The 23,130-nt window shown below is 70.0% G+C and carries 23 protein-coding genes, 1 tRNA gene and 1 pseudogene; 8 read left to right on the top strand and 17 right to left on the bottom strand.

Features of this window, described 5'->3' with window-relative positions:
- Both QNJ12_RS16035 and QNJ12_RS16040 read left to right on the top strand, forming a co-directional pair.
- Window positions 1-318 (top strand): annotated as a pseudogene (locus tag QNJ12_RS16035) (hypothetical protein); the annotation flags it as partial.
- The gene (locus QNJ12_RS16040) at window positions 315-1,151 is read left to right on the top strand and encodes a nucleotidyl transferase AbiEii/AbiGii toxin family protein (RefSeq protein WP_300624078.1); all 837 of its coding nucleotides are present in this window, start codon (window positions 315-317) and stop codon (window positions 1,149-1,151) included. The pseudogene QNJ12_RS16035 and the gene QNJ12_RS16040, both read left to right, overlap by 4 nt.
- An 85-nt stretch (window positions 1,152-1,236) precedes the next feature.
- On the opposite strand, the gene QNJ12_RS16045 is transcribed toward QNJ12_RS16040, so the two are convergent.
- The 6 genes from QNJ12_RS16045 to QNJ12_RS16070 form a co-directional block, all read right to left on the bottom strand.
- Entirely contained in the window at window positions 1,237-1,890 is a 654-nt protein-coding gene (locus QNJ12_RS16045; RefSeq protein WP_300624080.1) for a hypothetical protein, read from the bottom strand.
- 224 nt (window positions 1,891-2,114) lie between these two features.
- Window positions 2,115-3,239, bottom strand: a complete 1,125-nt coding sequence (locus QNJ12_RS16050) for a tyrosine-type recombinase/integrase (protein ID WP_300624082.1) — start codon at window positions 3,237-3,239, stop codon at window positions 2,115-2,117.
- Between the two features lie 97 nt (window positions 3,240-3,336).
- Window positions 3,337-3,412, bottom strand: a tRNA-Thr gene (locus QNJ12_RS16055).
- Between the two features lie 68 nt (window positions 3,413-3,480).
- Window positions 3,481-4,530, bottom strand: coding sequence for a hypothetical protein (locus QNJ12_RS16060; protein WP_300624083.1), 1,050 nt, complete (start codon window positions 4,528-4,530; stop codon window positions 3,481-3,483).
- The gene (gene tmk, locus QNJ12_RS16065; protein WP_300624085.1) at window positions 4,527-5,135 is read right to left on the bottom strand and encodes a dTMP kinase; all 609 of its coding nucleotides are present in this window, start codon (window positions 5,133-5,135) and stop codon (window positions 4,527-4,529) included. Before tmk ends, QNJ12_RS16060 begins: the two co-directional genes overlap by 4 nt.
- Before the next feature lie 75 nt (window positions 5,136-5,210).
- Window positions 5,211-5,870, bottom strand: a complete 660-nt coding sequence (locus QNJ12_RS16070) for a response regulator transcription factor (protein ID WP_300624087.1) — start codon at window positions 5,868-5,870, stop codon at window positions 5,211-5,213.
- A gap of 120 nt (window positions 5,871-5,990) precedes the next feature.
- On the opposite strand from QNJ12_RS16070, the gene QNJ12_RS16075 reads away from it, so the two are divergent.
- Window positions 5,991-7,013 carry a PAS domain S-box protein gene (locus QNJ12_RS16075; RefSeq protein WP_300624089.1) on the top strand — a complete coding sequence of 341 codons (1,023 nt, stop codon included), beginning with the start codon at window positions 5,991-5,993 and terminating at the stop codon, window positions 7,011-7,013.
- 74 nt (window positions 7,014-7,087) lie between these two features.
- Here QNJ12_RS16075 and QNJ12_RS16080 read toward each other — a convergent pair whose 3' ends face one another.
- From QNJ12_RS16080 to topA, 4 genes are all read right to left on the bottom strand, one after another.
- The gene (locus QNJ12_RS16080) at window positions 7,088-7,477 is read right to left on the bottom strand and encodes a hypothetical protein (protein WP_300624091.1); all 390 of its coding nucleotides are present in this window, start codon (window positions 7,475-7,477) and stop codon (window positions 7,088-7,090) included.
- Between the two features lie 5 nt (window positions 7,478-7,482).
- The gene (locus QNJ12_RS16085) at window positions 7,483-8,238 is read right to left on the bottom strand and encodes a hypothetical protein (RefSeq protein WP_300624092.1); all 756 of its coding nucleotides are present in this window, start codon (window positions 8,236-8,238) and stop codon (window positions 7,483-7,485) included.
- A 112-nt stretch (window positions 8,239-8,350) separates the two neighbouring features.
- Window positions 8,351-10,138, bottom strand: coding sequence for a glycoside hydrolase family 2 protein (locus QNJ12_RS16090; RefSeq protein ID WP_300624093.1), 1,788 nt, complete (start codon window positions 10,136-10,138; stop codon window positions 8,351-8,353).
- 68 nt (window positions 10,139-10,206) lie between these two features.
- Entirely contained in the window at window positions 10,207-12,852 is a 2,646-nt protein-coding gene (gene topA, locus QNJ12_RS16095) for a type I DNA topoisomerase (RefSeq protein WP_300624094.1), read from the bottom strand.
- Between the two features lie 197 nt (window positions 12,853-13,049).
- Here topA and QNJ12_RS16100 point away from each other — a divergent pair, with 197 nt between their 5' ends.
- The 5 genes from QNJ12_RS16100 to QNJ12_RS16120 all read left to right on the top strand — a co-directional run bounded on the left by QNJ12_RS16100 (window position 13,050) and on the right by QNJ12_RS16120 (window position 19,468).
- Window positions 13,050-14,729 carry a PQQ-binding-like beta-propeller repeat protein gene (locus QNJ12_RS16100; protein WP_300624096.1) on the top strand — a complete coding sequence of 560 codons (1,680 nt, stop codon included), beginning with the start codon at window positions 13,050-13,052 and terminating at the stop codon, window positions 14,727-14,729.
- 45 nt (window positions 14,730-14,774) lie between these two features.
- Window positions 14,775-16,439, top strand: coding sequence for a PQQ-binding-like beta-propeller repeat protein (locus QNJ12_RS16105; RefSeq protein WP_300624098.1), 1,665 nt, complete (start codon window positions 14,775-14,777; stop codon window positions 16,437-16,439).
- A 50-nt stretch (window positions 16,440-16,489) separates the two neighbouring features.
- Complete coding sequence (rsgA, locus tag QNJ12_RS16110; protein WP_300624100.1) at window positions 16,490-17,503, top strand: ribosome small subunit-dependent GTPase A; 1,014 nt, start codon at window positions 16,490-16,492, stop codon at window positions 17,501-17,503.
- A 91-nt stretch (window positions 17,504-17,594) separates the two neighbouring features.
- Window positions 17,595-18,926 (top strand): acyl-CoA dehydrogenase family protein, encoded by a 1,332-nt coding sequence (locus QNJ12_RS16115; RefSeq protein WP_300624101.1) that lies wholly within the window; start codon window positions 17,595-17,597, stop codon window positions 18,924-18,926.
- A 53-nt stretch (window positions 18,927-18,979) separates the two neighbouring features.
- On the top strand, window positions 18,980-19,468 hold the full coding sequence (locus tag QNJ12_RS16120) for a DUF427 domain-containing protein (RefSeq protein WP_300624103.1): 489 nt from the start codon (window positions 18,980-18,982) through the stop codon (window positions 19,466-19,468).
- 220 nt (window positions 19,469-19,688) lie between these two features.
- Here QNJ12_RS16120 and QNJ12_RS16125 read toward each other — a convergent pair whose 3' ends face one another.
- The 7 genes from QNJ12_RS16125 to QNJ12_RS16155 form a co-directional block, all read right to left on the bottom strand.
- Complete coding sequence (locus tag QNJ12_RS16125) at window positions 19,689-20,054, bottom strand: DUF952 domain-containing protein (RefSeq protein WP_300624105.1); 366 nt, start codon at window positions 20,052-20,054, stop codon at window positions 19,689-19,691.
- Window positions 20,055-20,077: 23 nt separating this feature from the next.
- Complete coding sequence (locus tag QNJ12_RS16130) at window positions 20,078-20,428, bottom strand: antibiotic biosynthesis monooxygenase (RefSeq protein ID WP_300624107.1); 351 nt, start codon at window positions 20,426-20,428, stop codon at window positions 20,078-20,080.
- 45 nt (window positions 20,429-20,473) lie between these two features.
- A complete protein-coding gene (locus QNJ12_RS16135) occupies window positions 20,474-20,839 on the bottom strand; it encodes a TadE/TadG family type IV pilus assembly protein (protein ID WP_300624109.1) in 366 nt (121 codons plus the stop codon).
- Entirely contained in the window at window positions 20,836-21,093 is a 258-nt protein-coding gene (locus tag QNJ12_RS16140) for a hypothetical protein (protein ID WP_300624111.1), read from the bottom strand. The genes QNJ12_RS16135 and QNJ12_RS16140 overlap by 4 nt, the downstream gene beginning before the upstream one ends.
- A complete protein-coding gene (locus QNJ12_RS16145; RefSeq protein WP_300624113.1) occupies window positions 21,090-21,554 on the bottom strand; it encodes a type II secretion system F family protein in 465 nt (154 codons plus the stop codon). The genes QNJ12_RS16140 and QNJ12_RS16145 overlap by 4 nt, the downstream gene beginning before the upstream one ends.
- Window positions 21,551-22,054, bottom strand: a complete 504-nt coding sequence (locus QNJ12_RS16150) for a type II secretion system F family protein (RefSeq protein ID WP_300624115.1) — start codon at window positions 22,052-22,054, stop codon at window positions 21,551-21,553. The genes QNJ12_RS16145 and QNJ12_RS16150 overlap by 4 nt, the downstream gene beginning before the upstream one ends.
- Window positions 22,055-22,251: 197 nt before the next feature.
- The coding region (locus QNJ12_RS16155; RefSeq protein ID WP_300624116.1) for a CpaF family protein at window positions 22,252-23,130 on the bottom strand (879 nt) is incomplete at its 5' end.

Consider the following 23,130-nt stretch of genomic DNA (forward strand, 5'->3'; position numbering starts at 1 on the left):
TACCTCACGCGTGACTCCGTGCTCGCGTTCCATGGCCTTGGGCTCGTGAACCCTCGCCGGATTCGTGTCGGCACCACGCGCCGGGTGCGACGCAACCTCCCCGACCAGATCGAAGTGATCCGCGATGACCTGCCCGCATCGGACCGGATGGTCTACGACGGATTGCCATCCGCGACCGTAGAGCGGGCCCTGCGCGACTGCATCGGCAGCATCATGAGCGACCGCCTCATGGCCGCTGCCGACCGTGCCCGAGACGAAGGCCTCCTTCGCCGCCGAGACCGCGCGCGCATCATCGAGGAGATCGGGGCGGCCCAATGAAAGAGCCGCCGCGGAACCAACAAGCCCTGGCGGCCCGGTTGCGCAACCTGGCTGACGATCTCGGGATCGCCGAGCCGAGACTTCGGCGCACCGTCGCGCACACGATCGTCGGTCAGATGCTGCCGGCCGGCGTCGTGAAGGGTGGAGCGTCGATTCGGTTTCGGACCAATGAGCAAGACGCGCGCCTCACCCGGGATCTCGACTTCTCTCCCCGGCCCGGAACGACGACCGAGGACTTCGAGGACCAACTGGCCGACAACCTCGAGCGCGGCTGGCATCACGTCACAGGCCGCCTCGTGACGAAGCGGAAGGCTCAGCCCGAGGGTGTCCCGACCGAGTACGTGATGCAGCCGTACGAGATCAAGCTCAGCTTCCACGGCACCGCATGGACGACCGTGGTGTTCGAGGTCGGCCACCCCGAGATCGACAGCACCGACACGCCGGAGCACCGCCTCGCCGAGGACATCGGGAGTCTCTTCGCCGATCTCGGTCTGCCGGTACCCGAGCCGATCGCGGTGATGGCCGCCGCACACCAAGCGGCACAGAAGATCCATGCCTGCACCGGGCCGACGGCATCACAGCGAGCGCACGATCTGGTCGACCTCCAGATTCTCAATCGCGCTGATCCGCTCGACCCAATCGAAGTCGCCGAGGCCGGCGCCCGCCTGTTCGCGTACCGGCGACAGCAGCCATGGCCGCCGACCGTCGTCGCCCACGACACCTGGCCAGAGCTGTACGCCGCGGCGACGAGCGAACTCGCAACGGAAGTTCTCCCGCTCGACTCCGCCGTCGCCTGGTTGAACGCACTCATCCGCCGCAGCGGCAGGCCCTGAGCTTGGTCCACGCGGGTTGGAGCCCGTCACACACGATGCGAGTGTCCCCGAACGGCATCACGGGGGTGCCCGCCCAGATTGGCAGCTATGGCGCATCGTACGCCAGCATCGCGAGCCGCATTGGCCGAGTGCTGGGCGTCGGGAGCGAAACTTCACCAAACGGCGTTGACAGCGGCCGCGCGATATCGAGGTCGTGGAAGAAGAACGCCACGCGAGCGTCTCTCGGCCAGTCGTCGAATCGGGTCAGGAACAGATCGGATTGCACCGACTCGCCTTCCAAGTCGAGCAACCGCTCGTCGTACGCCACCTGCCAATCCAAACGATTTCGACCGGCGCGGGATTGCGTCACTTCGCTGAAATCGGGCTGGGTCGTAGCGTCGCTAACGAAGGCCTCGATCAGAAAGCAGCCATCGACACCTTCGACGGGATGAATGCCCAACACACGCGCATCGCGGGATTCGACACCATTGCATCGTGCCCGAGCCGAGCCCGTCGCGGCAAGCGCCGAACCGCAGTTTGGCGCTACCCGGCGCCGCCCCACGACGCCGGAGGGCGCAGGGTCGAACGCTCGCGCGGGGCACGACGGGTCGCCGCACGCCTCGTCGGGATCGCCGTCACCACCGAAGTGTTCGAACTCGTAGTGGAAGCACACCCAGTGCATCTGCTCGAAGATGGCGTACGACTCTCGGTTGCGGACAACTGGCCGTCGACAGCGCTTGCACTCGAACTCGTCGTCCACCGGGCGAACACTGCCTCAGGCGATAGCCCCGGCGCAACGTCGATGGACGGATGTGGCGCGGTCAGCACCTACCGGTCGGAGGATGGAGACGTTCGGGGTCGAGGCGTTCACGGTCACGCGAACTGCGGACGCTACGAGCGTGTCCTCGCCGGGCACGCGATTCCACTTCCGTACTCCCCACCAGTAGCGCCGAGCGGCTGATTGGAGCGGCGTATGCCACCTGGTCAACCGAGCAGGTCGGCGATGACGTCGGCGGCCTGGCGGTCGCTGGCTTCGAGGAAGTGGGCGTAGACGTTCAGGGTGGTCGCAGCGTTGGCGTGGCCGAGGCGCCCGCTGACGGTGCGGACCGGGACGCCGGCGGCGAGCAGCTGGGTGGCGTGGAGGTGCCGGAGGTCGTGGAGGCGGACGCCGTCGAGGCCGGCCTGCTGACGTACCCGTGTGAAGCGGCCGGTGATCGTGTCGGGGTGGAGCGGGTCGGCGCCGTCGGCTGACTCGGTGAACACGTAGCCGTCGGGGTCGACTTCGACCTCGCACGCCGCTGCACGTTCCTCGAGGCGCCGACGCTGCGCGTCGAGCACGGCGACCGTGGCATCGTCCAGTGCAATCCGTCGTGAGGCGTGCGTCTTGGTGTCCTTCACGACCGTGCCGCCGGCGACCGATGCGATCGACCGCGTGATCGACAACGTGCGCGTGCGGCGGTCGATGTCGGACCACCGCAACCCGCACACCTCGCCGCGGCGGGCTCCGGTTGCGGTCAGCACGCGGAGCAAGGCGCCGTACTCGGGGTCGTCCTCGTCGGCCAGCTCGAGCATGCGCTTCACGTCGGCGATCGCGGGCGGGTTGATCTCACGCTGGCGCAGCTTCGGCGGTGATGCGGAGACCGCCGGGTTCATCGGCACGATGCCCCACTTCACGGCCTGACCGAACGCACCTCGGAGCACGGCGTGCGCATGCCGGATCGTGGCGGGGGAGAGGCCGCGCTCCTTCGAGAGCATGGCGTAGTAGTCGTCGAGCCGCTTCGTCGTGATCCGCCCGAGCCGCAGCCGGCCGAGATCGGGCTTGATAAGCCGTTCGGTCAGCCGTCGGTACTCGCGCACCGTCGTCGGCGACAACGAGCCCTCGACGTGGTCGATCCACGAGTCGAGCAGCTGACCGAGCGTCTTCGCCGTCGAGGTGATCTTGCCCTCCGACACCTTCGCCACGAGTGCGGCGAGCGCCCGCTGTGCCTCGCGCTTCGTGCCGTAGTGCGTGCGACTGAGCTGCTTGCGCAGGCCGGTCTCCGGATCGCGAGGCAGCTGGACGATCAGCTCCCAGTTGCCGGGCTGGCGCTCGCGCAGTGAGCCCTTCATGCCAGGAATCGTAGACCGAATTCTTGGTTAGCTGCTTGGTTGACGTTCGTGACACCTGCAAGCTGTTCGAAGAAATACCAATCTACCTGGCATTTCGTGGAGCCCAGAATCGGAATCGAACCGACGACCTACGCATTACGAGTGCGTTGCTCTACCGACTGAGCTATCTGGGCAGCGGGCGGAATCCTAGCGGTTGGCCCTGCCGCTCAAACGCGGAGATCGTGCGAGGCGCGTCCCCGGGTCAGCCGGTCAACACGGGCAACGACCACAGCAGCGACTGGAGGAGCAGTGCCTCGTTGGGATTGTGCTCCATCGCATCCATTGCCTCGTGGATGTCGCGGACCGCCTTCGCGGCCGACTCGGGGCGTGCGACCGCCCCGGCGACCAGCGCGTCCCGGTAGGTGCCGGCGATCACCGTGAGGCCGGCCAGGAGCTCGTCGACGCGGTGCCGGCGCAGCTCGCGCTTGTGGCGTTCCTCCAGCGCCTTCTTGCCGCTGCCGCGCTCGCCGTAGCGGGCGATCCGCTCCTCTAGCTCCTCGACCTCGTCGGCGTGCCGGTGGCTCAGCGGCTCGGCCGCCGCCTCGATCCGGCCGAGCAGGTCGTCGACGAGGCCCATGACCGTCGCCCCGTTGCCGTCGAGCTGACGGGCGACGTCCTCGAACGCCTGCCGGCGCGCCACCAGGTCGGGATCGGTCGCGAGGACCCTGGCCCGGTCGACGTTCCCGCCCGAGGCGCGCGCCGCGGCGGCGGCCGCCTCGGAGTCGGTTCCCTCGGCGACGAGCCGATCGGCGATGTGCTGCTCGTCGACCTGGCGGAACTCGATGCGAGCGCACCGCGAGGAGATCGTGACCAGGTCGTGGGGCACGAAGTCGGCGAGGATCACGAAGACGGTCGACTCGGGCGGCTCCTCGATCGTCTTGAGCATCAGCGCCGCGCCCTCGGGCCTGAGGAGGTGGAAGTCGTCGAGGATCATCACCTTGCGCTCGCCCTCGGTCGGGGCCAGCGACGCGGTCCGCACGATCTCGCGCGCTTGGTCGAACGAGATCGATGCGCCGGCGCGGACGACCTCCTTGACGTCGGGATGCTCACCGCGCAGCGCCAGCCTGGCGTCTCGTTGCTCGGCGTCGTCGACGCCAGCGATCACGAGGGCGGCGAACGCACGCGCCGCCTCCCACTTGGTCGAACCGGCAGGGCCGACGAACAGGTAGGCGTGCACCGGTGCGTCGGCGGCCTTGACGAGCCGGGCCACCGCCGCGTCCTGCCCGACGACGTCGCTCCAGATCGAGCTCACACGCCGAGCCGTTCGTGCACGGCGGCGCGGATCGTCGCCGCCACCTCATCGGGGTCGCCGGATGCGTCGACGACGACCCACCGGTCGGGTTCGAGGGCCGCCATCGTCGCGAAGCCTTCGTCGACGCGCTCGTGGAAGGCGTGGCCGGCCTGTTCGAACCGGTCGAGGTCGCGCTTCTCGAGGCGAGCCGCGATCATGTCCTCGGGCACCGTGAGCAGCACGACCAGATCAGGCACCGTGTCCCGCACCGCCCAGTCGTTGATGCGCCGGACGTCGTCGAGCGGCAACCCGCGCCCGTAGCCCTGGTAGGCGATCGTCGAGTAGATCGACCGATCGCTGACCACGTGCTGACCCCGATCGAGCGCCGGCCGCACGACCTCGGCGAGATGCTGCGCCCGGTCGGCGGCCACGATCAGCGTCTCGGCATGGTCGTCGAGCTCGGTGACGTCGGTGTCGTGCAGGATCTCGCGCAGTCGCTGCCCGACGGCGGTGCCGCCGGTCTCGCGGGTGGCGACGGCGCCGATTGCCTCGGCGAGCCGGCGCGCGTGCGTGCTCTTGCCGCAGGCTTCAGCGCCCTCGAGTGCGATGTAGACCGGTCCCGGCATCGGCCGGCCACCCTACTGCCGCCCCCGATCTTTCAAGTTGTGTCAGACACAACTTGAAAGGGCGGGCGATCGTGACTACTCGGGTTCGATGTGCTGGCCGGACAGCTCGAGCTTGGTGGCGAACACCGCGGCCTCGGTGCGTCGCTCCATGCCCAGCTTGGTGAGCAGGTTCGAGACGTAGTTCTTGATGGTCTTCTCGGCGAGGTGCATCTCGTTCGCGATCTGGCGGTTGGTCATCCCGTCGGCGATGTGATGGAGGATGCGCCGCTCTTGCGGCGTCAGCTTCGCGAGCCGTTCGTCCTCCTCGCTCGGCTTGCGGAGCCGGTCGAGCACGCGGCCGGTGATCGAGGGGTCGAGCAGCGACTCGCCGGCAGCCACCCGCTTGACGGCGCTGAGCAGCTCGGAGCCGCGGATCTGCTTCAGCACGTACCCGGCCGCCCCGGCCATGATCGCCTCGAACAGCGCTTCGTCGTCGCTGTACGACGTCAGCATCAGGCAGTTCGTGTCGAGCTGGCTACGGATCTCGCGGCACACCTCGATGCCGTTCCCGTCGGGAATCCGCACGTCGAGGATCGCCACGTCGGGCTTGACCGCCGGGATCCGTGCGAGCGCCTCGGCCGCTCCTGCGGCTTCGCCCACCACCTCGATCTCGCCGGTCGACTCGAGCAGGGCGCGGACGCCCTGCCGGACGACCTCGTGGTCGTCCATCAAGAACGCAGTGATCGGCTTCGCCATGGCAGGACAGTGCAGCACGTTCGACGGGGCCGGGCAAGGGACCTTCGTCCCACGGCGTCCACGGCGTCGTGGTCGTGTTGATGTACGTCGACTTCGTGCGCCTTGGCTACCGTGTCCGCGGTGGTTGCGCCTCCCGACCCGTCGCTACTGCTCCACGCGGTGGAGTCGGCGCCCGATGGAGTCCTGGTCGTCGACCGTGACGGCACGATCGTGTACGCCAACCGGGCGATGCACGATCTCGCCGACGTCGACGAGCTGGTCGGCACGTCGGTGGACCAACTCGTCCCCGGCGCCGCTCGTGACCGCCACGCCGATCTCAGGGCGATGTACAACGGCGCGCCCTCGCTGCGCCCCATGGGCGTCGGTCTCGAGCTGGCGATGCAGTGCGCTGAGGGCAAGACACTGCCGGTCGAGGTGTCGCTCAGCCCCATCCAGTTCGGTCAGTACTACGTCGTGGCCACGGTCCGCGACCTCAGCGAGCGGCTCGACAATCAGCAGCGCCTGGCGACCGCGCACGAGCAACTGGCGCTGGTCCACGAGCGCGAGCGGATCGGCCGGGACCTCCACGACGTCGTGCTGCAGCACCTGTACGGCATGGGTCTGACCGTGCAGGCGACAGCGTCGCTCGCCGACGAGCTGATCCAGAAGCGGCTCGAGGACGTCATCGACGACATCGACGGCATCATCTCCGAGGTTCGCACCATCGTGTTCACGCTGGGGACGTCCGGTCAGCGCGGTGCGCTCGGGCAGGAGCTCGCCGACGTCGTCGCCCAGGCGAGCCGGGTGCTCGGCTTCACTCCGTCGCTCCGGATGGACGGCCCCGTCGAGTCGGCACTGACCGACGAGATCCGCACCGAGATGGTGGCGTCGATGCGCGAGGCGCTCGGCAACGTCGCCCGTCACGCGAAGGCGAGCAAGGCGCAGGTGCGTGTCGAGATCTTCGGCGGCGACGTCGTCATGACCGTGGTCGACAACGGCATCGGCCCGGACGAGGACGAGATGGCGCTGCGCCGCGGCCACGGCCTGGCGAACCTCGAGAACCGGGCGTCGAAGTTCGGTGGCTCGTGCACCCTGCGCTCTCGATCCGATGTCGAGCCCGGCGACGTCTCCGGCGCCGTGCTGCGCTGGTCGGTCCCGTTCTGACGGTGCTCAGCCGGCGCTGCTGACGGCGTCGGTCGCCGCTGGTGACGGCGCTCTGCCGGCGCTGCTGACGGCGCTCAGTCGCCGTCACCCCCGTCACCACCACCGTCGCCGGTGTCACCGGTGTCGCCACCCCCGGCACCGGCGTCGCCGGCGTCGCCGGCGTCATCGGTGTCACCGCTCTGCGTGTCGGTGAAATCGTCGAAGCGCGACGGCTCGGGAACATCGACGGGCGCCGCGGGGGTCGGCGGTGGGCCCTTCGGCGACTTGGCCGGCCCGAACGCGCCCCAGAGCGTGCCCAGGATCAGCACGATCACGAAGACGATGATCATCGGCGTCAGCGACAGCTCGATCACCTTCGTGACGATCAGCACGAGGACGATGCCGAGCGCGAGCGGCAGCGACCAGAAGAAGGCGCGCACCGGGTGGCGTTGGACGACCGTCGGCGTGTTGGTGGCGTTCGTCATGGTGGTCACCCTGCCTTCCAGGTCCGTGCCGGCGGCGCGTTGAAGAGGAGACCGACGAGGCCGAGCAGGGTGAGGCCCAGTCCGGCGAGCCCGACCGGATCGAGGAGCCCGTTGCCGTTGATCTCGACGTGCCCGCTGCCCGAGCAGGTCTCGAGGTTCGACGTCATCTCGCCGGATGCCGGGAACTTGGCGGTGAGCGGGAACGGCAGCTCCTCGTCCATCTCGATCGTGCCGGCGTTGCGGTTCTCCTTGCCCTCGTTCGGGTCGCCGCCGCTCGCGACCTGCACGCCGCCGACGTCGAGGTTCCACGAGTGGTTCTCGGGACCGTCGCCGGATCGCGGGGCGAACCCGAAGTACGTCACCCGGCCGTCGGTGTCGACCGTGAACGGGTTGCCGCTCGTGAACGCCTGCCCACCATCGAGCAGGTCCTGCGGCGGTGCGCCGTCACCGAGGTCGAAGGCGGCGTCGATCACGGCGCCGTCCCCGTCGTACGAGAACGCGAAGCCGCCGCACGGTCCGGTCAAACTGCTGGAGCCGCTCCCGCTCGCGGCCGGCAATGCCCCTGCGAGGCCGGCGAGCCCGTCGATCAGCGACTGCTCCTGCTCCGCGGTCAGGTTGTCGGCGTCGTCCGGCACCATGGCCAGGATCTCGTCGACGATGGCCTGGTTGGGAGGGCTGTCACCCGCCCGCGCCGGCGTTCCGCCGAGCAGCGCCGCCGCTGCGATCAGGGCGATGGCGCCCCGTACTGCGTGTCGTGTCATCGACGATCCCCTTTCACCCGCTGGATCTCTCGACATCAGAGACGGTAGTCCCGAAGTGGCTGCTCGGGAAGGGAATTCGACCGACGCGGTCCCGCGACGGCGTCAGTCGGCGTCAGTCGGCAGCGGGCGCCGGTCCCGTCGAGAGCTGCTGGTAGTAGTCGGCGAGGACGTCGAAGGCGAGCTTCCGGTCGCCCTCCTCGCTGACGAGTCCCTTCCGGTTGTACCCGTCCTGGATGCCGGGCAGGACACGGACGGGCGCCCGGAAGTCCTTGAGGATCCACGGCGAGAGACCGGCGATCTCACCGCCCCGATCAGACCGACCTCGCTCGACCATCTCGATCTGGCTGCGGTAGATCTCGGCCTGGAACTCCTCGGTCCAGATCTCGTCGGCTGAGCCGTGCCGGCCGGCCTTCGCGCCGGCGCCCAGCTCCGTGAACAGCATCGGCTTGCCGAACGACGATCGCCAGGTGTGCTCGGCGATCGTGGTCCGGTCGCCGTAGTACCACCCGAGGTACTGGTTGACGGCAACGACGTCGACGGCTTCCCCGAGGGGGTCGTCGACCAGATGATCGATCTCGGTCGTGGGGAGCGTGAGGAGAGCGGCGCTCACGAGCCGGGTGGGATCGAGCGTGCGCGCATGGTCGGCGAGCGAGGCGAGGAACTCGGTGCGAGCAGGTGACGGTGCCGTCTCGTTGGCGACGGACCAGAACGCGATCGCCGCCCGGCTCCGGTCGCGCACCACGAGCTCGTCGAGCTGCGCTCTCGCGTTCTCCAGCACGTGCGGCCGTTCGAACGCGATGCCCCAGTACACCGGGAGCTCGCACCACGCCAGCAGGCCGCGCCGGTCGCACTCGACGACCATGTGTTCGTCGTGCTGGTAGTGGGCAAGGCGGACGAAGTTGGCGCCGAGGTCCTGCGCCCAACCGAGCAAGGTGGTCGCGTCGTCGCGGCCGTGCGCCCGACGGCCACCGCTCGGCGCTTCGCCGTGGATCGAGATCCCGTGCAGGAACGTGGGCTCGCCGTTGACGACGATCGCCGTGCCGTCGGTGGCCACGGTTCGGAACCCGACCTCGTCGCGCACGATGTCGTCCCCGAGCTGCCACTCGACGTCGTGGAGGATGGGCCGGCCGGGATGCCAGCGCACGGGAGCGAGGTCGAGCTCGAACCCATCGCCCACGGTGGTCTCGACGCCGAGACCGGGCAGGCGCAGCGTGACCTCGTCGACAGCAGGTGAACGGACACCGTCGGGCGAGTCGACGGTGACGCCGCCGACCACCCGTCCGTCGGGCGCCATCGTGATCCACGCATCGCGGAGGAACACCTCGGGGACCTCGATCAGGTCGACCGATCGCGTCAGCCCGCCGAAGTTCCACCAGTCGCTGCGCATCGCCGGGATGCGGTCGGGCTCGCGACGGTTGTCGACCTGCATGACGAGCGAGTGCTCGCCGGCCTCGAGGCAGCCGGTCAACTCCACGGCGAACGGTCCGAATCCGCCGGCGTGGGTGGCCAGCTCCTCGCCGTCGAGGAACACCCTGCTCGTGTGGTTGGCGGCGCCGACGTTCAGGAACCGCCGTCGACCGGCCCGATCGCCGTCGCCGTCGCCGCCATCGATCGTGAACCGGCGTCGATACCAGACCGTGCCCTCGTAGTAGAGCAGCCGCTCGTCCTGGGTGTTCCAGTCGCCGGGCACCGTCAGGGTCGGCGATGCGTCGAAGTCGTACTCGACCCGATCCGCCGGGTGGCGCGGCGTGAAGTCCCGGAAGAAGCCACGGTCGTTGCGCTCGCCGAGGATGCCGACGTAACCCATCTCGTACGGGTCGACGATCACGTGCCACGCCCCGTCGAGCGAGCGCCGCTCGCGGCGCAGCACGTTGGTCAGCAGCGTCGTGCCCGAGTTCACGACCCGATGGTCGCATCCTCGCGCAAGCAGCATCGTGTCGGGTCGTGAGCGGCTCGGGCCGCGGCCTGTCAACCGGCCTGCTCGGCGCCCGGCTCCTTCGCGGCGGACTTCTTGGCGCTCGACTTCTTCGCGGCGGCCTTCTTGGGCGCGGCCTTCTTGCGCGTCTTCTTCGCCGGGCCGCCCTTCGCCGCCACCACCTCGCGGCGGATGGCCAGGAGCTCGAACGCCCGCGCCGGGGTGATCTCCTCGATGCGGTCGCCCTTGCCGATCGACGCGTTGGTCTCGCCGTCGGTGACGTAGACGCCGAAGCGGCCGTCCTTCGCCACGACCGGCCGTTCGCTCACCGGGTCGGTGCCGAACTCGCGGAGCGGCCCCTTGGCGGCCATGTTGCGGCCGCCCCGCTTGAACACCTTCGGCAGCTGGAAGATCTTCGACGCCTGGTCGAGCGTGATCGTCAGCAGCTGCTCTTCGGAGTCGATCGAGCGGAAGTCCTTCTCCTTGACGACGTAGGGGCCGTAGCGCCCGTTGTTGGCGACGATCTCCTTGCCGTCGACCGGGTCGTTGCCGAGCGAGCGCGGCAGCATCAGGAGCTTCTCGGCGTCGTCGAGCGTGATGCGGTCGAGGGTCATGGTCTGGAACAGGCTCGACATCTTGGGCTTCTCGAGCCCTGCGGGGAGGTCGTCGGGATCGCCCCACTGCACGTACGGCCCGTAGCGGCCGTTCTTCGCATAGACGGGATGACCGTCGAGCTGCCCGATCGGTTCGTCGCTCTTCGGCATGGCCAGCAGCTCGAGCGCCTTCGCCACGTCGAGCTCGTCGGGCGGCAGGTCCTCGGGCACGCTGGCGGTGTCCTCGCCGCGCTTGACGTACGGCCCGTACTTGCCGGGCTTGGCGACGATCAGCTCGCCGTCGTCGTCGTGACCGAGCGGGAACGTGTTGATCTCGGCGGCGTCGATCTTGTCGAGGTTCTCCTCGACGATCCGCTTGAGACCCGGGAGCGCGTCGTCGTCGCCGAAGTAGAAGCGGGTGAGCCACTCGTCCTTCTGCTGCGTCCCGTTGGCGATCTCGTCGAGGTCGGCGTCCATCTTGGCGGTGAGCTCGTAGTCGACCAGGTCGCCGAAGTGCTGCTCGAGCAGGCCGACGACGGCGAACGCGGTCCACGTCGGCACCAGAGCCTGGCCCTTCTTCCACACGTACCCGCGGTCCTGGATGGTCTGGATGATCGACGCCCACGTCGACGGGCGACCGATCTCGAGCTCTTCGAGCCGCTTGACCAGCGAGGCCTCGGTGTAGCGAGCGGGCGGGCTGGTCGTGTGGCCGTTGGGCGTCAGCGACGCCACCGGGACGATCTCACCGGCCGCCAATGGGGGAAGGAGCGCCTCTTTCGAGCCGTCGCCGTCGGGCCCGGCATCGTCGGATGCGACGTACACCGCGCGGTAGCCGGGGAACGTGATCGTCGTGCCCGATGCGTTGAACTCGCAATCGGTCTGCTCGTGCGCCGAGACGGACCCGAGCCGGACGCTGACCGTGACGCCGGTGGCGTCGGCCATCTGCGACGCCAGCGTGCGCTGCCAGATCAGCCGGTACAGCGACAGGTCCTGGCTGTTGAGCTCGCCCTCGAGCTGCTTGGGCGAGCGATACGGCGTGGTCGGCCGGACCGCCTCGTGGGCCTCCTGCGCGTTCTTGGACTTCGACGTGTAGACCTTCGGCTGCGGCGACAGGTGGTTGGAGCCGTACTCGCTCGCGATCGCCGCCCGGGTCGCCTTCATCGCCTCGTCGGACAGCGTCACGCTGTCGGTGCGCATGTACGTGATGTAGCCACGCTCGTAGAGACCCTGCGCGACCCGCATCACCTGCGACGACGACAGCCGCAGCTTGCGGCCACCCTCCTGCTGCAACGTCGAGGTCATGAACGGGGCCTTCGGCGAGGAGCGATAGGGCTTCTCGTCGACCGAGCGGACCGAGAACGTCGCATCCTCGAGCCCGGTGGCGAGCGCCCGCGCCCTGGGCTCATCGATGGCGACCGTCTTCGCGTTGACCTGCCCGCGATCGTCGAAGTCCTTGCCGCTCGCGACACGGGTGCCGTCGACGGCGACGAGCCTGGCATCGAACGCCGGTGCGGTCGCGGTGAGCAGGTCGATGTCCCAGTAGTCGGCGGAGACGAACGCGATCCGCTCGCGCTCGCGCTCGACGATCAGACGGATCGACGGGCTCTGCACGCGACCGGCGGACAGCCCGCGGTTGACCCGTCGCCAGAGCACCGGCGAGACCTCGTAGCCGTAGAGCCGGTCGAGCAGCCGCCGGGTCTCGGCCGCGTCGACGAGCCCGTAATCGATGCCGCGCGGGTTGTCGATCGCATGGTCGATGGCCGCCTTGGTGATCTCGTGGAACACCATCCGCTTCACGGGCACCTTGGGCTTGAGGTACTCGACGAGGTGCCACGAGATCGCCTCTCCCTCGCGGTCCTCGTCGGTGGCGAGATAGAGCTCGGAGGCCTCCTTGAGCGCCGACTTGAGGTCCTTGACGACTTGCTTGCCCCGGTCGGTGAGCTCGTAGGTGGGTTTGAAACCGTTGTCGACGTCGATGTTGAGGCCCTTGCTGGGCAGGTCGGCGACATGGCCCACCGAGGCGCGCACGTCGAAGTCGGAACCGAGGAACTTCGAGATGGTCTTGGCCTTCGCGGGGGACTCCACGACGACGAGTGGCTTGGACATCGCTGCCTTTGGCTAGGGGATCGCGGATCGCCTGTCAAGGCGGTGGCCCGCGCTGGTTCGGCTGTTGATTCTGCCGGGCCGCCGGCCGAACGCAACCTTCGGAGGGATCGGCGACCGGTGCACGACCGGTCGGCCCGCAGCCGGATCGCCGTGCGGCCGGCGTGCCGGCTGCCAGCCCGTTCGCGTACCATCGGGTCATGGGGGACGACGACGCGAGCGATCCGTTTCGCGACCCCGATGCACCCTGGAGGCGCGGGTACGGCGGTCCCTCGACGGCGCTGGTCGACGGTCCGAGCTCGGCGACCGAATCGGCGGACGAACGGGTTGCTCCGGCCGCGGTCGACACCGATGGTGTCGCGGTCGAGCGTCGTGCGGACGGCGACCGCGGCGCCGGTGCACGCCTGCCCGAGCCGGGTGCCCGACACCGCACCGACGGGCAGGCACCGGCCGCGCAGCCGAGTCCGTGGTCGCGTGCGGCAGCCGAACGCACTGCGCTCGACACCGCCGGCAGCGTCCGGCCGGCCCGGCTCGATCGGACGCCGCGCCCGCGACGGGTGCGGCCGGAGCCGACCCCGGTGGCGTCGCGCACGGGCGCTCGCGCCGATGACGTGCCGGTGCCGGCGGTCACGGGCGAGCTCGTGCTGGGCGCGGTCTGCCTCCTTGCTGCGCTGATCGTGGCTGCCGTCTCGGTGTGGGCGTTGCTGACCGCGCCGTCGACGGAGGTCGAGGCCGCGAGCGAGCCCATGGGGGCGACGATCCCGACCGTCGTCGACGAACGCTGGTCGCAAACCGTCGACGGCCGGATCGATGCCGTGGCGGCAGGGGAGGGCGTCGTCGTCATCAGCACGCCGACCGACGTCGTCGCCTTCGACGGGGTGACGGGTGGGGAGCTGTGGGCGCAGCCGCACACGTACGAGCTGTTCGGTCCCGAACTGCGCGTCTATCCCGGTGTGGTCGTTGCGCTCGACGGGGGCGTCGGCCCGCTGTCGTCGGCGCAAGGGTTCGACGCCACGACCGGCGAGCTGCTCTGGTTCGAGGTGAGCGACCGTGACCTGTTCACGTTCACCGACGACTGGGTGGTCCAGGTCGCGCCGAGACGGCGCGCCACGACGACCCGCGTGCTCGACCCGGTCACCGGCGAGCCCGCCACCGTGTCGTTCACGACCGACGACATCGTCGGCGTGGGCCCCTACTTCGTGGACGACGACGACGGTGTGCTCGAGCTCTACGACTCGATGACGCTCGAGCGCGTCGCCGGTCCGGTCAACGGGTCCGGTCTGAGAGCGATCACGATGATCGGGGAGCGGCCGGTCGGTTTCGGATCCGACAACCGGATCGTCGCGTTCGACGCCAACGGTGCTCGGACCGACGAGCGCCCGTTCCGCAGCGACACGCTCGGGGACGCCGTCGGTCGGGCAGAGCTCATCGGCGGCGTGCCGGGCAGCGAGGTCGGGGTGGTGGCGAGCGGCTCGTCGATCGGCTTCGTCGTCGACGACGGGCAGCTCGACGTCGTCTGGGAGCTCGAGGGCCGGGTCGGCCCGCCGATCGACACCGAGATCGGGCCGCTCAGTGTCGCCCGTCTCGCCGCCGAGCCGGGCGAGGTCGACCTCGCTCTGGTCGACCCGGTCAGCGGCGACGTCGTCGCAGTCACCGACGCCGGCACCACCCGCGAGGCCGACCCCCACGTCGCATACAACGGCTACGTGGTGGCCCCGGCGGTCGACACCGTGCGCGAGCTCATGGCCTTTTCACACGGCGGGGACGAGCCACTCTGGACGCTCTCGCTGCCGGTACAGGCGTCGTACACGGTCACCGACGAAGCCGTCCTGGTCGTCGAGGCGACCCCCGGCTCGAGCACGCTGACGGTTCACGGGTGACGTGACGATGCGCATCCCGATCGCAGACTCCTCGTGATCGACCCGATGGGCGCGGGAGCCGCCGACCCCGACGCGGCATGGCGACCGGACGACGAACGCCTCGACGCTCGCGAGGCCGACGAGCGCTCGACGCGAGCCGGCGAGCCGGCGGCCGCTGCGGCCGACGATCCGGACGCTCCCTGGCGACGGGACTACGACGGTCCGCCGCCCACCGTGCAGGCGGCCGCCCGACCGCCGGCCGATTCCCACCTCGACGGGATCGGCGCCGAGTGGGCCCGATCCGAGCGACGTGCGCCGGCCGAGACGCCGGTCGAGCCGCTGGCCGAGGAACCGGCCGTCGACGAATCGGCCGGGCTCGAGGGCCCGGGGGCCGGCGAGGCTCCCGAACCGGCGCGGGGCAAGGCTCCCGACGACGCCGTCGGCGAAGTCGCAGCCGCGGCCGGCGACCGTACCCGGGCTCGACCGCCGTGGAGAGCCCTGGTCCCGGTCGTCGCCGTGCTTGCCGTCGGAATCGTCGCAACGATCGTGATCGCACGCGATCCGGCGGACTCGCATGCGGACCTCGCACCGCTGCTCCCCGATGCGGCGGCAGCACAGTGGGACCAGGTCATCGATGGTCGGATACACGGCGTCGCTGTGGCCGGCGACGTCGTGGTCGTCGTCTCCGACACCGGCGCGATCCTCGGACTCGACCGGACCGACGGACGGGTCCGCTGGGCTGACGACTTCGGGACGCCGCGCACCGTGGACTCGCTGGCCGTGATCGACGAGCTCGTCGCCGTCACCGACACCATGAGGGACGAGACCACCCGGATCCACGTGCTCGATGCAGCCAGCGGCGAGCTCCGGTGGCGTCAGGCGTCGACCACGGGTAGGTACTGGGCGTTCGAGCGCTGGGTCTGGCGAATCGACGCCTTCGCCGGACGCCAGGCCTTCCGCCTGCTCGATCCGGCCAGCGGGGACGCCGTCGGGGAGCCGGTCGTGGGCTCGATCAGCGCACCGCTGTCGGGAGGGGATCCGGTCTTCGTCGGCGACGTCGACGGGAAGGTCGGCCTGCACGACCTCGATACCGGCGACCTCCTCGCCGGGCCCGTCGACGGATCCGACCTGACCTGGGTCGTCATGCTCGACGATGTGATCGCCGGCCTCACCGCGAACGGTGACCTGGTGTCGTTCGACGCGACGGGTCGTCGTGCCGACACCGTCGACGCCGTACGAGACGTCGCTGGTCGAGTCGGTGTTCGACCGCGCCTCTACATGCCGCCGCCCGGCGAGGAGATCGCTCTCGTCTCCGCCGAGTCGTCGCTCGGCTTCTCGGTCGACGACGGCTCGATCGAGGTCGAGTGGGAGGCCGAGGGCTGGGTCCAGGAGCCCGTCGTGACCGATCGCGGCGTCCTGGCGGTCGCGCGTGTCGAGGGGACCTCGGGCGGGGACGACAGGAGCATCATCGACGTCTCGACCGGTGAGACGCTGCTGGTCACCGACGTCGGCGTGACGTTCGAGAGCGATCCGCTGATCGGGCGCAACGGCTATCTCGTGACGCCGGAGTTCGGCGCTGCCGAGCGTCGGCTGCGTGGCTTCGGCTTCGACGGAGACGAGTGGTGGTCCGTGCCGCTGCCGGGCGCATCGCAGTTCGTCGTCGGCGACGGGCTCGTCGTCGTGCACGGCCGCAACGACCGCTCATCGTCCGTCGTCACCGTCTACGGCTGAGGTCTCGACAGCGGCACCGGCGCACGGGTCGCGCGATACCGTTCGCGGTCGTGTCACCCGACCGGCAGCTCGGCTGGAACGACGCGCTGCAGGCGTCGTGGGAAGCTGCCGGCGCGCCCGGCGCGCCCGGTCGGGTGGCCAGGATCGACCGGGGCTGGAGCACGGTCATGCGGCACGCTGACGACGACGACCCGTTGCGCCTGCGCAACCTCTACGTCGACGTGGCGATCGGCGATTGGGTGGTCCCCTCCGACGACGCCGAGCAGGTCGACCACGTCATCGAGCGAACGTCCGCCTTCGTGCGTCGCGCCTCGTTCGAGGGTGATCGATTCGAGGCCGACTACCTCGCCGCCAACATCGACGTCGTGTTCCTCGTCCACGCCCTGGGTTCACCGCCCAACCAGCGCCGGCTGGAGCGTGAGCTGGTGCTCGCGTTCGACTCCGGCGCCGAACCGGTCGTCCTGCTCACGAAGGCCGACCTCGTCGTCGATCCCGAACCGATGCGAGCCGAACTGACCGACGTCGCGCTCGGCGTGCCGGTGATCGTCGCGAGCGGGATCTCCGGCGAGGGCGTCGACCGTGTTCGGGCGTTCGCCGGCGGCAATCGGACCTTGGCGTTCCTCGGTGCCTCGGGGGTCGGCAAGTCGACGCTCGTCAACGCGCTGCTCGACGCCGACGTGATGGACACCGGCGAGGTGCGCGCCGGCGACCAGCGCGGTCGCCACACCACGGTCGCGGCACAGCTGCTCAGACTGCCCGGCGAGGGCTGGCTGATCGACACGCCGGGCGTACGAGCCCTGAGCCTCTGGTTGTCGGGGCACGGCATCGAGCGTGCGTTCGCGGACGTGTTCGACCTCATGGACCACTGTCGGTTCCGCGACTGCAAGCACGATCGCGAGCCGGGCTGTGCCGTGCGCGCAGCCGTCCAGGGTGGCTCGCTCGACCCGGCCCGGCTCGCCAGCCTCGAACGCCTCGTCGCCGAGGAGGCGGCCCTCGAGGCCGAGCAGGAGCGGTTCGAGAGGCGCGCCGACCGGCGTGGCTTCCGCCGCTCCCGCTCGTCGTGAGCGACCCCGAGTTGGACCCGAGCCGGATGGGACGGACGTTCGGCTCGGTCACTAAGTTCGGCGGGGTTGCACCAACCGGGAGGAGCGGCACATGACAGCACTCGAGTCGACCGTCGACATGTTCGACCTGCGGATGTCCGAGGCGGCGCGTCCGCTGTACGAGGCCGTCAAGACGTTCATCGCCGAGGAGGTCGAGCCGAAGACCGAGGAGTACTTCCGCCTCGGTGAGGGCCGCGCCGAGCGCTGGGGGTACGGCGAGGGCCAGCTCGAACTGCTCGAGAGCATCAAGAACAAGGCCAAGGAGCAAGGGCTCTGGAACTTCTTCCTGCCGAACGCCGAGACCGGCGAGGGCCTGTCGAACCTCGACTACGCGTACATCGCGATGGAGCTCGGCAAGAACCCGATCGCGTCCGAATGCCTCAACTGCTCGGCCCCCGACACCGGCAACATGGAGGTGCTCGAGCGGGTCGGCACGCCCGAACAGAAGGAGCGCTGGCTGAAGCCGCTCCTGAACGGCGAGATCCGGTCGGCCTACGTCATGACCGAGCCCGACGTCGCGTCGTCCGACGCGAAGCAGATCGCGTGCCGCGCCGTCAAGGACGGCAACGAGTGGGTGATCTCCGGCGAGAAGTACTACGCATCCGGTGCGGGCGACCCCCGCTGCAAGATCTTCATCGTGATGCTGCAGACCAATCCCGACGGTCCCGTGCACCAGCGGCAGTCGCAGATCCTCGTCCCGAGCGACACACCCGGTGTCGAGATCCTCGGGCCGATGCACGTGTTCGGCGAGGACGACGCGCCGCACGGTCACATGCACATCCGCTTCAACGACGTGCGCGTGCCGGCCGAGAACATGCTGCTGGGTGAGGGCCGGGGCTTCGAAATCTCCCAACTCCGCCTCGGGCCCGGGCGGATCCACCACTGCATGCGATCGGTGGGCGCAGCCGAGCGTGCGCTCGGGCTGATGGCGCAGCGCGGCCTCTCCCGCGAGGCGTTCGGCAAGCGGATCTCGAACCTCGGCAAGAACGTCGAGGTGATCGCCAAGGCGCGCATCGAGATCGAGGCGATGCGGCGGATGGTGCTGACCGGCGCCAAGGCGATGGACGAGCTCGGCAACGCCGAGGCCCGTGTCTGGGTCAGCGCGGTCAAGGCGATGGTGCCGATCCGGACGGGTCAGATCATCGACGAGGCGATCCAGATGCACGGCGCCACCGGCGTCTCGCAGTGGACGCCGCTGGCGCGGATGTACGCGAGCCAGCGCACGCTCCGGCTCGCCGACGGTCCCGACGAGGTCCACTGGTTCGTCGTGGGCCGCAAGGAGCTCGCCGGCTGGGAAGAGGCAGCCGCCTCCTACGACCCGAAGACCGAGTACTACGCGAACCTCGACAGCGTCAAGGAAGGCGTCTTCGCCGGACCCGGCTGACCGGCTGCGCGCTGCGTGGCGCGGGCGACGGCGTTCGGTGCGAGGCTGCCCGCATGGAGCTCGCGCCGAACGGCAAACCGTTCGAATCCGTGTGGGACTTCCCGCGGCCGCCGCTCCTCGAGCGCGTCGCGTGGCGCATCCGCGTCGTGCATCACGGGGCGACCATCGTCGACTCGCCGCACGCGCTCCGCGTGCTCGAGACGAGCCAGGCGCCGGCGTACTACGTGCCGTTCGAGCACGTGTCCGACGAGCATCTCCGAGCGAGCGATCACGGCACCTTCTGCGAGTGGAAGGGTGTGGCGCGGTACGCCGACGTCGTGGTCGGCGACGGCGTCGCCGAACGTGCGGCCTGGACCTACCCCGAGCCGACTGCGCCCTTCGCGGAGCTCGCGCTGCACTGGGCGTTCTACGCCCAGGCCCTCGACGAGTGCTGGGTCGACGACGAACGTGTCGGCTCGAACGAGGGCAGCTTCTACGGCGGCTGGATCACCGAGAACGTGACGGGCCCGTTCAAGGGCGCTCCGGGCACGATGTTGTGGTGACCGTCGTCCGATCGACGACGACCACGTGAGCGCCGGCTCCGTCGATCGTCGTCGATCGTCGTCGAGCTCGGGAGCCGACGACCGTCACATGATCTGCGGTCGATGCCAGACGCCGTCGTCGCCGCGATCCCACCCCGTGGACTCGACGACCGTCACATGATCTGCGGTCGATGCCAGACGCCGTCGTCGCCGCGATCCCACCACGTGGACTCGACGACCGTCACATGATCTGCGGTCGATGCCAGACGCCGTCGTCGCCGCGATCCCACCACGTGGTCGCGACGACCGCCGTCGTCGGGATCGAGCCGTAGACGTGCGGGAACAGCTCGTCGGAGCCATCCGCCGCTGGCTCGGCGCGGATCTCCGCCTCGAGGAACTCGGGCTCGATGTGGAGGAGGACGAGCTCGGTCACGTCGGCGTAGAACCGGTTGGCCACGCCTTCGAGCTGGCGGAGGTACGAGCAGTGCACGAAGCCCTCCTGCTCGAGCGAGCGCCCACGCGTGCTGACGGTGTACTCGCCGTTGGCGCGCGCCACGTTCCAGTCGTCCGGGAGGGCGATGTGCAGGATTTCGTCCGGTTCGTTCATGGCACAGCGGCGGGCTCGTCGTGTCAGTCTCGCGTGTCGTTCGGCGGGTGACGGTACTCGCGGTGCACCGTTGCGATCCGCACGTGATACCAGTCGTACCACGTCTCGCGACCCCGTTGCTGCGTCGCGGTGTGTTCGGCGTTGCGCTTCCAGGCCGTTGCCGACGATTCGTCGGTCCAGTAGGAGACGCTGATGCCGAACCCGTCGTCGCCGCGGGCGCTCTCGATGCCGAGGTAGCCCGGCTGATCGGCAGCGAGCGCCTCCATGTGCGCCGCCGCTTCGTCGTAGCCGTCGACGTCGATGCCGCTGTGCCGGCTCGTGAAGATGACGGCGATGTGATCGCCGGTCGAGGCGTCGCCGTGGATGTCGCTCATCGCACGATTCTGCTCGAACCCGCGCGGCCGGTTCGTGCCGGTTCGTCACGGTGGCTCGCGCGCCATCGTGGCTGTGCCCACGACGTCGACGTCGCCGATCAGCCGGCCGATGATCGGCACATCGGTGCGCGACCGGTGTCGCACGGTGACCGTGACCGTGTTGCCGACGTTGGTCTCGACCTGTAGCGGCGTCAGCGACGTCGCTGCTGCGGCGGCCCGCTGCGCGGCGGTCGACGGCGCCGCCGACACCGACGCCGCACGGACGCCCTCGCGAGCGGCCAACTCGACGGCGAGCTGGTCTCGCACCACGACGACCACCTGGACCACCGCGAGCACGAGGACCACCACGAGCGGCAACACGATCGCGAACTCGACCGCGGCCTGGCCGCGATCGCGCGGAGCATGCGTCACACCTGGTCGATGACCGACTCGATGACTCGGTCGAAGAGTCGGCCGATCGCAGCCGCCCCGCCACCGGCGGTCGCCCACCCGATCACGAGCACGCCGACGAGGGCGGCGGCCAGGAGCACGAGCGCGTACTCGGTCGTGGCCTGGCCGCGCTCGCTCCGCCAGTCGGGCCGGGAGACGATGAATCGGATGATGTCGTACATGATGTTGAACTCCATGGTGGTGACCTCGCAGTCGTGAGTGACGGGGACGCTCACCCACGGAGCGTCGAGAGGGCCCCCAGGACGGCGGGGACGATGGCGAGGAGGACGAACGAGGGCAGCGTGCAGACCACCAACGGGAACGCGAGCCGCACCGGCAGCGTTCGGGCGTGCCGCTCGGCCTCGCGGCGCCGGTGGGCGCGGGTCTCGGCGGCGAGCTGGTCGAGCACCGGCTCGAGCGGCAGACCGTAGCGGTCGGCCGTGGCGAGGCCGTCGGCGAAGCCGGACGCGTCGGGCCCGACCATCTCGGGGAGTGCGTCGAGCGCGTCGGCCAGTCGTTGCCCGCGGTGCAGGCGGTGCACGACTTCGGCGAAACCCGGCCGCAGCCGTTCGTCGACGTCGTTCGCGACCGCCCGGACCGCACCGCTCGGCGACATGCCCGCCCGCACGGCCAGGATGACGAGCTCGACCGCGTCGGGGAGCGCCGCCGCCGTCGTGGCGCCTCGACCTCGGATCATCGGGGCGGCCGATCGATCAGGCGCTGCATCCAGCGCCATCCGAGCACGTTGAGCGCGCCGCCGATGACGAGCACGACCAGCCCGACGGGCGACGCCAACGCGCCACGGATCGGCGCCGACGCCACGAGCATGACGGCGAGCATGAGCAGCGGCAGGATGGTCATCACGACTGCCGACAGGCGTGCCTGAGCGCTCTGGGTTCGTCGGTCGGCCAGGTCGGCAGCGCGAGCCCGCAGCGTCGCAGCGGCGCGGTCGAGCGGCTGGCCGGGGTGCCCGCCGTGTTCGGCGCAGGCGGTGAGCACCGTGAGCGCCAGGTCGAGGTGTGGTGCCCTGGGAGCACCTGCGATCGCATCGCGGAGCGGCATGCCGCGGTCGAGCGCGAACGTCAACTGGCCGATCTGCTCGCCGCACGACGCCGGTACCGGAGCGGCGCGGATGGCCGCCGGCAGCGTCGAGCCGGTGCGAGTGGCACGCGACAGCTCGTCGCACCACGCCGCCACCGAGCCCGGATCGGGCTCGGCCGCACGCGACGACCACCACCGCCTGCGTGTTCCGGCACGTCGGCGGCCACCGCCGACCCGCCTTCGCGGCCGCCTGCTCGGTGCGTCGGGGCTCGTTCCCGGCAGTCGCCGTGGGGGACGAACGCGCACGCGGGCGCCGACCAGCACGACCAGCAGCGCGGTGAGGGCGGCCTCTCTCATCGGCGGGCCCTCGTCAGGACGCCCAGCACCTCGTCGCCGGTCGCGAGCGGGCGGCCCGTGGGCTCGCCTTCGGACTCCTCGACCTCGATCACCTCCACGACCCGCCGGGCGCCGTCGCGGCTGCGCTCGAGATGCACGACCAGGTCGATGGACCTGCTGACGTGGCGCCGGATGGCAGCGAGCGGCCACGTCGGTGCGGCCTGCAGGACGAGCGTCTCGACCCGTCGAAGGCCGTCGGCTGCACTGTTCGCGTGGCACGTGCTGAGCGAGCCGTCGTGGCCGGTGTTCAGCGCCTGCACGACGGCGACGACCTCCGCGCCCCTGAACTCGCCGACGACGAGCCGGTCGGGCCGGAGCCGGAGCGCCGTGCGGACGAGCTCGCCGAGATCGATCGGCGCCACCCCGTCGACACCTGCCGGGCGCGCCTCGAGCCGCACGGCGTGTCGTCCGCCGAGCTCGAGCTCGGCGGTGTCCTCGACCACGACCAGCCTGGCGTGATCGTCCACACCGCCGAGCAGGCCGGCGAGCAGTGTCGTCTTGCCCGATGACGTGGCGCCCGTGACGAGGATGTTGCACCGCCGCCCGACCGCCGTTCGCAACAGCTCGGCGACGGGAGCGGCAGCGAACGCCTCGGGAGGTACGCACCGGCTCCGGTGCCGACGGATCGACAGCGTGGTCCCGTCGACGGCGATCGGCGGCACCACGGCGCACACGCGGGCGCCGTCGGCGAGCCGGGCATCGACGATGGGGTTCGTTCGATCGAGGCGCTTCCCGAGCGGTGCCAGCACCCGCTCGACCACGACATCGACGGTTCCGGGCGGCATCGTGGCGACCGGTTCGACGGTGCCGTCGCGGTCGACCCACACCTCGGTGCC

This window comes from Ilumatobacter sp. (assembly GCF_030065885.1).
Taxonomy (GTDB): Bacteria; Actinomycetota; Acidimicrobiia; order Acidimicrobiales; family Ilumatobacteraceae; genus Ilumatobacter.